The organism is Flavobacterium ranwuense (assembly GCF_004349315.1).
In the GTDB taxonomy this organism is placed as follows: domain Bacteria; phylum Bacteroidota; class Bacteroidia; order Flavobacteriales; family Flavobacteriaceae; genus Flavobacterium; species Flavobacterium ranwuense.
Window position 1 is genome coordinate 20,614 of record NZ_SMLH01000007.1, and the last position, 12,705, is coordinate 33,318.

Consider the following 12,705-nt stretch of genomic DNA (forward strand, 5'->3'; position numbering starts at 1 on the left):
TTCAACCCAGTATAATGACAAGATATGTTTTTCTCGTAACGATATTTTTTTGTTAGTTGAAAAAGCTTCGTCAGATTTATTTTTGATGGGTGAGGCGAAAACAATTATTTTTTTAAGAGTATTGGAACTTACAAAATAATAAAAGTACTAAATTTATGAAATGAGCATATCGGCTTTGTGATACAAACACGAATGATATTATACGAGTAAAGTTCGATGACTCTAAAAAAAACAGTATAAAATGTCATCAATTATATATGATTAATAAAAAACAATAAATATCAGCATATGAAATGAGCATATCTGGAGTCGATGCAAACACCGATGAAAATATGCGAATTCCATATTCCTTTAAAAAACAAATATTATCTATATATGAAAAAAGATAAAAAAGAACTTCCACGCAGGCAATTTATTGCCAACATGTCTAAAGTGGGAGCATTAGGTTTCATAGGCAGTATGCTACCAGTTAGTGCAAATGCAGCTGCTATTGAAACTTTCACGGCACGCCCTTCTGAAGGGCATATTTTTCTTACCAAACCTTATTTGCAAGTTCCCTCACCCGACAGCATGACAATACGATGGGTCACCAATAAGCTTTGCTACAGTTGGCTGGAGTATGGTGAAGGGAATAATTTGGATAAAAAGATGCATCAGGTAACGGATGGTTTGGTAAATGCGCACAATAGAATTAATAGTGTCACGCTACAAAATCTTAAGCCGAATACCGCCTATAGCTATCGGGTTGTATCCAAAGAGATTACTTCTTTTCAGCCTTATTCCTTAAAGTATGGAGAAACAATTACGAGCGATACCTATTCATTTACAACTCCAAAGGAAAACCCTGAAGAAGTTTCCTGGTTAATTATGAATGACATTCATGACCGCCCGCATTCTATTCCGCACCTTCTTAAACTCAATGGGGATGAGGCGTTCGATTATGTCTTTTTTAATGGTGATATTTTTGATTATCAGGAAGATGAAAAACAAATAATTGATCATATGCTGAACCCTTGTACTGAATCCTTTGCCAGTACAAAGCCATTCCTGTTTGTTCGTGGTAATCATGAAACAAGAGGAAAGTATGCACGGGAGCTGAAAAATTATTTTTCCACCAAAGGAGATAAAGGATATTATGCTTATGAATGGGGACCGGTTTTCACTGTAGTTTTAGATACAGGAGAAGATAAACCAGACAATCATCAGGTTTACGGAGGAATAGTAGGTTTTGATGATTACCGAAAAGAACAGAGAAAATGGGCTGAAGAAGTAATGCGTTCTAAAGCATTCAAAAAAGCAAAATTTCGTGTAGTCATGATGCATATTCCACATTTCCATTCGGATGAAGAACATGGGACCATGCATTGTCGTCAGTTATTTGCCCCATTATTTGATAGATATAAGGTCGATATTGTACTGTCTGGCCATACGCATACTTATGGAGTTCATCCTCCTACAACGGATCATTCGTATCCCATTATAATTGGTGGGGGACCAAAAGAAGGCAACCGTACTTTAATAAAAGTAAAAGCAGATATGAAAAGCCTGAATGTAAGTATGCTAAAAGATGATGGAACTGAAGTAGGGAAATATTTTATAAATAGTAAAAGATAGCAGGCGAATCTTTTTTGTAAACGATTGATAGAGGATAAGTCTAATTCAAATTAATTATAAAGGATGTCTTAACCCTTGATTCACGTTAAATATTAATAAATTGATTGAACAATTTACTTATTGCATTTTTTTAGCTGTTGCGTTAAAAAACAGAAACCGCATATAATTTGTAACATATAACCAATTAAAATACTATGAAAAGATTATTATTAATTTTGATTGCTATCGCATTTTCATCGAATGTTTCTGCGCAAACAGTGACAACAAATAAGACCTCCTACACTATAGGAGAAGCAATAACAGTAAATTTCACCGGTTCAACAACCGCAAAGGATTGGATTGGATTGTTCCTGCAAACCACAACACCCGCCTCAGGTACTAATGTAGGTTGGCTTTACACTAGTGGAACACAAACAGCCTCCAAAAAAAATATTGCAAGCGGAACGGTTACTTTTTCTTCTGGAATTGCAACTGCCGGTAATTACAAAGCATGTCTTTTAGCAAATAATGGTTATACCATCAAGGCTATGGTTAATTTTACCGTTGGAGCAACTTCTGCAGTTCCGGTTGCAGCTTTTACGGCTAGTGCAACTTCAGTAGTAACAGGTGGTTCAACTACATTTACAGATCAATCAACAGGCACTCCAACTTCATGGTCATGGTCATTTGTTGGTGGAACTCCATCAACAAGTACAGCAAAGAATCCTACGGTAACTTATAATACTAATGGAACTTATGCAGTTACGCTTACGGCTACTAATGCCAATGGTGTAAACACATTAACTAAAAATGGCTATATCACCGTTGCTGACCAAGGAGCAAATATTAGCTTAAAAGTGATGCAATTTAATGTTTGGCAAGAAGGAACATCTGTACCAAATGGGATGACTTATATTAGGGATGTAATCAATTCGGTAAATCCTGATATTGTTTGTTTTTCGGAAGTTCGCAATTATACTGGTGATTGGACAACAAAAATAGTAAACGATCTTGCAGCTGTTGGTAAAACCTATTATAGAGGATATATAACAGGTTCTGATGTTTCCATAATCAGTAAATATCCTATTTCTTTATCGGGACCAGTGTTGGCAGGTGCTGTCGTAGTTTATGATGTGAATGTAAATGGAACTACAGTAGTTGTTTGTTCATCACATTTAGACTATACCTATTATGCTACTTATTTACCTCGTGGTTATGCTTGCGGTGGTTCAGGAAGATATGCCGGATGGAATGCATTATCTCCTTTTACACCTGAAATTAGTTTAACAGCAATTTCAGGCCAAAATCTAGGTTCTCAAAGGGACGAACAAATCGCAGCTTTTATATTGTACATGCAAACAGAAACGCGTCCGATCCTATTATTGGGTGATTTCAATGAGCCTTCTTGCTTAGATTGGACTTCAAGACAAGCAAATCTATACGATCATCATGGTGTGGTTTACCAATGGGACACAACACTTTCTCTTAATAACAATGGCTTTACCGATGCTTACCGTCAAGTATATCCTGACGTGGTGTTAAACCCGGGAATTTCGTGGCCAGCAGTTGCCACAAATGGAGGAGCAAGCACCAGTTGGACTCCTTTAAGTGACGAAAGAGATCGTATTGATTATATCTTCTATAAAGGTGCGGGCGTGAGAGCTACTTCAGCTGCCATAGTTGGACCAGTAGGGGCTTATGCTTATAATCTTGCAACAACAGCAGGTAATGGAAGTGATATTTTCGAAGCATCAACCTTGCCTTGGCCATCTGATCATAAAGCGGTGGTTGCAACTATCTCTATACCTGCGACTATTCCTGCAACACTACGCGAAAAAAACAGCAAAAAATCTTTAAAGAATTCTTCTTTAGAAATTAAAGCCTATCCAAATCCATCAAATGGGCTTATAACTTTAGTTTCATCAGAGAATGCTTCTACACAAATTATTGTTTCAGATTTAGCAGGAAGAGAAATTTTTAATAAGGCTATTGATTTAAAAGCGAATAATCAAAATACAATAGATTTAGCAGCTTCTTCAAATGGTATTTACTTCATAAAAGTTATTTCACAAGAAAAAACACAAACAATAAAGATTATCAAAGAATAGTAGGTCAGTTTGTTTTAATAATTTAATAATAAGGTAGTGGCTTCATTATTTTCATCATTAGGCTGCTAGGTGGTGAAGCGCATAGCTTGGGTAATACTAGGACAAGACAGTGAATTCAAATTCCAATGATATTGACCACCCAATTCTAATTACCTTTAATTTTGCCTGCTGCAACTGACTATTTTTAATTTTCAACATACTTTGATGTGCTAATTTCAATTCGAACTCCGTCAATCGTAATTATTAAATAAATTGGCAGTAAACCGTTTTTTAATGCTTTAGCACTCTTTACATAAAAGAGTATTGCAATTTTGTTTTTCATAATGTGATGACTTTTGAAGATTATTAAATTAGATTATAAAGTTTCTATTGTCAAGATGTTCATTATTCAAACTACTTGTTAAACAAGGTCTTGTTTGAAACTCGGGTACCTAAAAATTATTTTTCTAGGGTAACCGAATAAGCATCCTTACGATTATGATTTAATGATAATTTTTGAAATTAATAGAAACGAAAAAGCCTGTAAATCCTAAGATTTACAGGCTTTTGGTTTCAATTGAAAATGAATTAGTGGAGTCGCCGGGATCACAATTGAACACCTTATATCGATCTTAACTTTTTTTGGCACCTTAAAATTATAATATAATCATCTGATTTTAAATAATTTAATTCAATAATTATTTTTTAAGGTTAAAAAGTTTAACTAAGTACTTTTAATGTTTTTTAATAATTCTAAGTTTTTTAAAGGTAAAAAGGTGTAGATAAAGGTGACGTTAGAGTTCGGCAGTCGAACTCTTTACAATTGTCGAACACTTTAGGGATTAAAGTAATAGAAAAAATTACATAATTAAATTTACCTTTTAATGTGAATATTTCAGTACAAAAAAGTAAAAACCTGAAACAAAAGTTTTAGGTTTTTCTTTTGTGGGGAAAGAGGCTCCGATGCCTTTATAATAACACCAGTAAATACTGGACTTCGAAACGTTTTTTAAGAATAGGGTCACTAGACTTTCAAAGTCTTTATTACTAAGTAAAGGTAAGGAATAAGTATTAATTCAATAACTATTCCGATGCAGAAATTAACACCAATTGTTTACTGGGCTTTACATATTTTGAGGTACAAACAAGTTACTAATCTGAGCAAAACATCGCGAAATAAGAACAAACAAACTTTTATCCATTATTTCAATTGAACGATGGTCTTTTGTCAATCTGTGATATTATTTTTTAAGAACTCATTAATCCAGTGGTTGATGTAAATGTATAAAATTTTGTATTCATTTATAATATTTTTTAATGGTTCTTTAAGATATTTTTAATTCGATAGGTGCAATGTTTCGAACTTCTTATTGCTCTTAATTCTATTAGTTATTCTCGTGACCTTGACTGGATTCAAACCACAACATATATTTAATTTGGTTTTTAAAGGATGGCTACTAAACCAAAATTGGTTGACGATGATGTGAAAATTAAGTAATCATTACGCTTAATATTAAAAATTTAAGTTGAATTACAGAAAATTAATTACTGTTAATTTGTCTACTTTAATGATTTGTTTTTAGGATGAAAATATTGATTAAAAAGAGAAGTTATAAAAAAAAGGTCTTGATTATTAATCAAGACCTTCAATACCAATTTTAAAATCGGAATTATTTAAAATTCCACCCTAATGTTATACCAAATGCTACAGGTTGAATTTTAGCATTTTTATCAGTACTATACAATCCGTTAGCTTTTCTTTCTACAACAGAAGTTGGATTATAACCTATATAAGACTCGTCATTGTCTAGGTCGAGAATAGAACCATATCCATTTTCAAGAAACATCGCTGCATACAATGCATTGTTTACTCCCATATCAAATGTAAAACCTAATTCAAACATGCTCATTATGATACCCTTAGTTTGGTACTCACCGGAAGCTGTATAATTATCATAACTTCCAAAACCGTATTCTGGCAAATCAGAAATATTCAGATTAACATCTGGGTAATAAGCAGTACCATTAACATAATTTGCAGATGCTTTAATTTTATAATTTACGGGCAAAAAGTATTTGGCTCCAGCTCTGAAATTAAAATCGACTCCTTTGTTTATATTTGTTTTATACTGCAAAAAAAGCGGAATTTGAATTGAATGAAGTGTCTGCTTTTCATTATAATTAGTTGTCGTAACGTTATATGCAAATGCAGAAGATGAAGGATCAACCTCATAATTAGTCAGTGTCTCTGATGAATTAGTCAGATAAACTTCTTGTTTATATTGAGAAAATTCTACTCCGGTCCCGATTCCGATATGATTTGTTAAAGAATAGACATAACCCGTTTTTAATGCTCCCCCAAGTCTATTACCTGCTGTGGTTCCTTTAACATCACTTTGAATATTCCCTATTCCTGTTTGTACACCTATATAAAACTGAGCAGCGATTCCTTGAGAAATTAGAAAGGCTGAAGTCCCTATTATGTTTTTAATATTAAATTTCATACTTATATTTTTTGCAATAGAATAATCCATCCTCATTTATACCAAATGAGGATTTCATACTCTTAATTATTTAATTTTTAACTAGAAGATTTTTTGTAAAATATTTACCATTTGCTAAAGTCATTTTAACAATATAAATACCCTCAGACATTGGAGCTTCTAAAGTTACTTTATTTTCACTGGTGACTCTATTCTCAATCAGCAATCCGCCTACGCTATATACTTCAATATGCGCATTCTGCAATCTTGAAGAAGACACATTTGTAATAAGTTCATAACTTGAATTGGTTTTAACTGGATTAGGGATAATTTTTATATATTCCTCTTCTACTGTTGGAGATAAAATTAATAGACAAGTATTAATTAATGTTCCGTCTAATTTTGTTGCGACTGCATAATAAGTTCCATTTAAAGCTCCACTTTCTTTAAAAAATTGAGCAGTTTGACTTGGAACTAAAACTCCATTTTTATACCAAGTATAGGATTTAAAATTTTTAGAACTATTGTCAAAGAAGATAATATTTTCAAACTGTTTCCTAATTAAATTTGGTTGACTGTTTACAACTGGCAACACTACTATTGGAGCAGCATTATAATTATTATTGCCCCCTTGTGAGGCAGTTATAGTTGCAGAACCGTAATTCTTGAAGACTAATAAATCATTTGAAATTGTTACAATATTACTATTAGAAGAAGAATAACTTACAGGCAAACCACTACTAGAAATAGCCGTTAAGATAACTGTCGTTTCTCCATCACAACCTAGTCCCAAAGTTTGACCCCAAGTAATTGTCTGATCTGCCTTAGTAATGATAAAGTTATCACCAATATAAGTAGTACTATAATTTGAACCCGCACTTAAACTGCCTTGTGTAATAGCATAAGTGCCTACATTCTCTCCAGAAACTCTTGCCAAAGCTCCTGTAAATGAATCTCCACTTACTAAACTTGGTAAAAATGAATACGCCAAAGTAGGATTAGCAGCACCATAAACTTTTGTCTGTGAAGCATTAGCTGTTACTGTAATTGGCTTGGCTGTGATAGTAAAGCCTTTACTAATATAACTAATGGTATAATTTGAACCTGCACTCAAACTTCCTTGTGTAATAGCATAAGTTCCTACATTCTCTCCAGTCACCCTTGTTAAAGATCCAGTAAATGAATCTCCACTTACTAAACTTGATGTAAATGAATACGTCAAAATAGGATTAACACTACCATAAACTTTTGTCTGTGAAGTATTAGCTGTTACTGTAATTGGCTTGGCTGTAACAGAAAAATCTTTACTTACATAATTAATAGTATAATTTGAACCTGCACTCAAACTCCCTTGTGCAATAGCATAAGCTCCGATATTCTCTCCAGCAACTCTCGTTAAAGCTCCTGTAAACGTATCGCTTCCTACTAAACTTGGTGAAACTGTATAAGCAAAAACAGAATCAACAGTACCATACACTTTCGTTTGAGAAGCAGCAGCAGTAACTGTAATTGGCTTGGCTGTGATAGCAAAATCTTTACTAGCATAACTAATGGTATAATTAGAACCTGCACTCAAACTTCCTTGTGCAATAGCATAAGTTCCTATGTTCTCTCCTGCAGCTCTTGTTAAAGCTCCTGTAAACGTATCGCTTCCTACTAAACTCGGTGAAACCGAATAAGCAAAAATAGGATCAGTTGTTCCATAAACTTTCGTTTGTGTTGCAGTTGCTGTAACCGTTATAGCTTTTGCTGTAACAGAAAAATCTTTACTGACATAACTAATGGTATAATTTGAACCTGCACTCAAACTTCCTTGTGTAATAGCATAAGTTCCGATATTCTCTCCTGCAGCTCTTGTTAAAGCTCCTGTAAACGTATCGCTTCCTACTAAAGTCGGTGAAACCGAATAAGCAAAAATAGGATCAGTTGTTCCATAAACTTTCGTTGGTGCAGTGGCTGTAACCGTTATACCTTTTGCTGTAACAGAAAAATCTTTACTGACATAACTAATGGTATAATTTGAACCTGCACTCAAACTTCCTTGTGCAATAGCATAAGTTCCGATATTCTCTCCTGCAGCTCTTGTTAAAGCTCCTGTAAACGTATCGCTTCCAACTAAACTCGGTGAAACCGAATAAGCAAAAATAGGATCAGTTGTTCCATAAACTTTCGTTTGTGATGCAGTGGCTGTAACCGTTATAGCTTTTGCTGTAACAGAAAAATCTTTACTGACATAACTAATGGTATAATTTGAACCTGCACTCAAACTTCCTTGTGTAATGGCGTAGTTACCTACGTCCTCTCCTGCAGCACGAGATAAACTTCCGCTAAAAGTATCTGTAAAGGCTAAATCTGATCCTCCAACTGTATAAGTTAAAGTTGGATCAACATTACCATAAGTTTTAGATTGTGCTGTATTAGCTGTTACCGTAACTGCTCTTTGGTTAATGGCAAAAGTAGTACCAGATGTAAAAGTTAAGTTATAATTACCACTAGCAGCAAACGTACCTTGTGTAATGGCGTAGTTACCTACGTCCTCTCCTGCAGCACGAGATAAACTTCCGCTAAAAGTATCTGCAAAGGCTAAATCTGATCCACCAACTGTATAAGTTAAAGTTGGATCAACATTACCATAAGTTTTAGATTGTGCTGCATTAGCTGTTACCGTTATAGCTCTTTGGTTAATGGCAAAAGTAGTTCCCGGTGTAAAGGTTACCGCGTAGTTCCCATTAGCTGCAAGTGTACCCTGCGTGATGACGTAGTTACCTACATTCTCTCCTGCTGCACGGCTTAAACTACCGGTAAATACATCTGGAGAAACTAAGCCCGATCCACCAACTGTATAAGTTAAAGTTGGATCAACATTACCATAAGTTTTAGATTGTGCTGCATTAGCTGTTACCGTTATAGCTCTTTGGTTAATGGCAAAAGTAGTTCCCGGTGTAAAGGTTACCGCGTAGTTCCCATTAGCTGCAAGTGTACCCTGCGTGATAGCGTAGTTCCCTACATTCTCTCCTGCTGCACGGCTTAAACTACCGGTAAATACATCTGGAGAAACTAAGCCCGATCCACCAACTGTATAAGTTAAAGTTGGATCAACATTACCATAAGTTTTAGATTGTGTTGCATTAGCAGTTACCGTAACCGCTCTTTGGGTTATTGTTAAAGCTGTTGTATTTGCAGCTGACTGTACAAAATCATAGTTTACAGCACTTAATCCTCCACCTGTAATTGCATAGGAACCTACAGCACTACTTGGCGCAGCCAAAGTAGAAAAACTAAAAGTACCTGTTGTTGCAGTGCCTATATTCTCTGAATTCACAAAACCTGTTACTGTTCCTGTTAAGGCTGGAACAGCAGCACCATAAATCTTAGATTTTAAATCTGCTACATAAGTTAAAGTAGCTGTCGAAACCGTACTCGATGGTATGGTTATAACAGGACTGTTAGCATCTGTACTGGTTAAAGTTACGTTCCCGGTAATATTAGTCCCTGCAGGCGCATTTGCTTTTAACCTAACATAAACTGTACCTGATACCGTACCAGAACTACCTATGGTAGCAGATGAACCGTAAGTAGTACCATCAGAACTTACCTCAAAATTAGCAGTTAATGATGGAGTGGCAGTAATACCTGCTGATAATTCAGTACCCGAAACAGCAATACTGGTTGAAGTAGATGGCACTCCATAAGTGGTACTTAATGCAGACGGAAAAGTGTTGCCTGCTGTTATTGTAGGTGATGTTGTGGTAAAAGTTTGTTGAAGACCATAACTCGTTCCCCCAGCATTAGTAGCATAAGCTCTTACATAATATACTGTTGAAGATTCAAACCCACTAACTGTTCCTGAAAAGATACCTGTTCCACTACCTACTAAAGCTTTGGTATTTGATGTAGTTGGATTTGTTGTTAATGCATAAACAACACCACGCTCTGAAACTACAGAACTACCAGCTGACGAAACATTACCTCCTAATACAGCCGAAGTTGCAGCAATAATTGTAGGTACAGCTGTTGATATGGTTGGCAAAGAAAGCGTTGTGAATGTTCCATCACTACCATTTGATGTACCTATACCGTTTACACCTTTTATGCGATAATGATAAGTAGTACCTGGTGTAAGGCCGATTAAACTTCCTGTAATTGCGGTACTGCCTATACCTGCAGCAATTGTGTTTGGAGATCCAGCTACAGATGCACCATACAATGTAGATACTCCCCAATCAAAGGTTACCGTTGTATTGGCATTATTATCATTTACTGTACCTGCTAATGAAGCAGTGGTATAAGACGGGGTATTACCTCCTGTAGAAACTGTTGGAGCCGTTACAGCGATTTCAAATAATCTAAAATTATCAATACCCCATTCTTCATTATTTCCTTCTGAATAGACACGTATGCGTATAGCCATTGTTGAACCTGTTCCACTAATAGTTTTAGTAAATTCACCAAAAGTATCAGCTAACATGGTACCATCACCACATCCATTATTATCAGTATCTTCATATAAATTTTTCCAAGTTTGTCCAAGTCCACTGGCGCTCCCTTTGTTATAAAAGCGAGTAAGATTTGTCCATGCTCCTCCGTCAATTTGATACTCTACGATAATATAATCCGTATTTGTTGTTGCAACTCCTGACAAACAAGCTTGTTTGTTATCCCAAGCTTGGCTTGTACTATTTGCAGCAAAAAGGCCTTTAAAACTTAATCCTGACTTACCGGTAATGTTAATTCCAGTCCAATTAATTTGAAGCTCATTTAAAGGATCATCAGTACCAGCTCCTGCTGACGGAAGTCCAGTTCCTGTAACGTTATGATCTTCTCCAGCCCAGTAATTACTGCCTTCTTTACCTGAAAAAGTAACAACTTGCGAAACATTTGAACCATCGGTTAGTTTAAAATAACTTGTTGCAGGAGTCCCAGTTCCACCTGTTCCTTGTGGGGTTCTGGTTCCACTTGAGGGAACTGTTTCAAATGTTTCACTCCAAAATTGCGTTTGTGCTCTAGTATTTAATGAAAAAACAAAAAGTAACCACATTAAAATAAAAGTAAAGTTCTTTTTCATAAGCAATTGATTTTTTAAATGATTTATTCTTTTATTAAATGAAAGTTAAATTTTGACGTTGTCTCATCAAATGACTTATTGTTTTTAGGACAGTATTCAGGATTAAACTTAGGATTATAATCCCATTCACTGCTATGCAAATTACATCCATTTTTAGTTAAATAGAGATAACCTATATAAGTCTTGTAACCATCCGCAATAATTTTTATCTCTAGTTTTTCAGAAATTTTACCCGAATTAGTGAAACCAGAATTTATTGTATAGGAACCATTTTTTGAATTTAGTTCTCTGTACGTGGGGAAAAACCTATTTCTTTTTACTGACACATTCATCTTAGCATTAGTAATTGGCTGAAGAGTTTCAAAATCCCTAACGAAGCCATTAATTGAAATTTTGTCTTTCGAATTGACAAGCGGCTTTAAATCTAAAACATCTGATTCTTTTTTACTTATCGAAGCGTGAATTTCAGTCTCTGAAAAAACCAAAGCCCCAGTAGTGAAAATAGCTGTGCTTTTAACGAATTGTCTTCTTTTCATAATTTATCTAAATTTTTTTCCTAAAATATTTTCTTGAAAATTGAATTGTTTTGCAGTAATTATTCCAATATCTGTTTTTAATACCTCAATAGAAACTTGTTTGTCATCTGAACAAGCAACAGTAATATTCCCATCTTCAGTTATCGCTAGGATTGTCCCTGGCTTTGTATTTTGATGAGATTGATTATAAAGAGAGGCTACAATAATTTTAATATGCTCACCTTGAAATGAAGTATCTGCTCCAGTATTCCATGGATTACATGAATTTATTAACGCTATTATTTCGTCAGCGGTCATGTTTTTCCATTTTATACAGGTATCTGAAAACTCTGGTTTTTCGAAATAATACGCATCTTTCGATTCTTGTATGGAACTTGGTATTTTTCCCGCAAATTGAACCATATTAGCCATATTTAATGCAACTTGAGCTGCGTGATTACTCAGTTTAACGGCTAACTTTCCATAGGTATCATCTTGCTCAACTTTTAAAAGTTCTTTAAAAATAACAGGACCTTCATCATATTTCGAATCCATGAAATGGACACTGATTGCCGTAAATTTCTCTTGATTTTTAAGGACTTCAAAAATTGGCATTGGACCACGATATTGGGGTAATGGACCAGGATGAAAATTGATAAATTTTTCCTTACCGTAAGAAAGAACATTTTCAGGAATCAAAAAAGGAAAGCTTATCGAAAAAATAAAATCAGGCTTCAATTTTTCAATCCATGATTTCATTTCTGATATGCTTTTTTTGTCTGGAAAAGATTTGAAATCCAAATTGTTATTTTCTGACTCCGTTTCCAATGCTTCAATGACCAGACTAGAACTTTTTCCAATTCCAATTCCGCATAAATAATTTTCAAAAGCTAATAGTTGTAGCGCTTTGAAAGCAAATTTACCCCCACATAAGATTACTATTTTTTTTTGACTACTCATAA

General features: G+C 34.7%; 7 protein-coding genes. 2 read left to right on the top strand and 5 right to left on the bottom strand.

Annotation, left to right across the window (positions count from 1 at the left end):
- Positions 1 to 375: 375 nt before the first annotated feature.
- Positions 376 to 1,614 (top strand): FN3 domain-containing metallophosphoesterase family protein, encoded by a 1,239-nt coding sequence (locus E0I61_RS11850; protein ID WP_131998054.1) that lies wholly within the window; start codon positions 376 to 378, stop codon positions 1,612 to 1,614.
- Positions 1,615 to 1,808: 194 nt separating this feature from the next.
- Positions 1,809 to 3,701: an endonuclease/exonuclease/phosphatase family protein gene (locus tag E0I61_RS11855; protein ID WP_132071647.1), complete on the top strand. Its 1,893-nt coding sequence runs from the start codon at positions 1,809 to 1,811 to the stop codon at positions 3,699 to 3,701.
- Positions 3,702 to 3,885: 184 nt separating this feature from the next.
- Here the strand turns inward: E0I61_RS11855 and E0I61_RS16330 are convergent, their stop codons facing one another.
- From E0I61_RS16330 to E0I61_RS11875, 5 genes are all read right to left on the bottom strand, one after another.
- On the bottom strand, positions 3,886 to 4,023 hold the full coding sequence (locus E0I61_RS16330; protein WP_165930223.1) for an Arm DNA-binding domain-containing protein: 138 nt from the start codon (positions 4,021 to 4,023) through the stop codon (positions 3,886 to 3,888).
- Between the two features lie 1,327 nt (positions 4,024 to 5,350).
- Entirely contained in the window at positions 5,351 to 6,184 is an 834-nt protein-coding gene (locus E0I61_RS11860) for a porin family protein (protein ID WP_132071649.1), read from the bottom strand.
- 70 nt (positions 6,185 to 6,254) lie between these two features.
- Positions 6,255 to 11,228, bottom strand: coding sequence for an MBG domain-containing protein (locus E0I61_RS11865; RefSeq protein ID WP_132071651.1), 4,974 nt, complete (start codon positions 11,226 to 11,228; stop codon positions 6,255 to 6,257).
- 23 nt (positions 11,229 to 11,251) lie between these two features.
- Complete coding sequence (locus tag E0I61_RS11870) at positions 11,252 to 11,764, bottom strand: hypothetical protein (RefSeq protein ID WP_132071653.1); 513 nt, start codon at positions 11,762 to 11,764, stop codon at positions 11,252 to 11,254.
- 3 nt (positions 11,765 to 11,767) lie between these two features.
- Positions 11,768 to 12,703 carry a methionyl-tRNA formyltransferase gene (locus E0I61_RS11875; protein ID WP_132071655.1) on the bottom strand — a complete coding sequence of 312 codons (936 nt, stop codon included), beginning with the start codon at positions 12,701 to 12,703 and terminating at the stop codon, positions 11,768 to 11,770.
- Between the last annotated feature and the right edge of the window lie 2 nt (positions 12,704 to 12,705).

Excerpts from the sequence above, each read along its gene's own strand:
- E0I61_RS11850 (WP_131998054.1), top strand. The coding sequence starts at position 376 with ATGAAAAAAGATAAAAAAGAACTTCCACGCAGGCAATTTATTGCCAAC.
- E0I61_RS11855 (WP_132071647.1), top strand. The coding sequence starts at position 1,809 with ATGAAAAGATTATTATTAATTTTGATTGCTATCGCATTTTCATCGAAT.
- E0I61_RS16330 (WP_165930223.1), bottom strand. The coding sequence starts at position 4,023 with ATGAAAAACAAAATTGCAATACTCTTTTATGTAAAGAGTGCTAAAGCA.
- E0I61_RS11860 (WP_132071649.1), bottom strand. The coding sequence starts at position 6,184 with ATGAAATTTAATATTAAAAACATAATAGGGACTTCAGCCTTTCTAATT.
- E0I61_RS11865 (WP_132071651.1), bottom strand. The coding sequence starts at position 11,228 with ATGAAAAAGAACTTTACTTTTATTTTAATGTGGTTACTTTTTGTTTTT.
- E0I61_RS11870 (WP_132071653.1), bottom strand. The coding sequence starts at position 11,764 with ATGAAAAGAAGACAATTCGTTAAAAGCACAGCTATTTTCACTACTGGG.
- E0I61_RS11875 (WP_132071655.1), bottom strand. The coding sequence starts at position 12,703 with ATGAGTAGTCAAAAAAAAATAGTAATCTTATGTGGGGGTAAATTTGCT.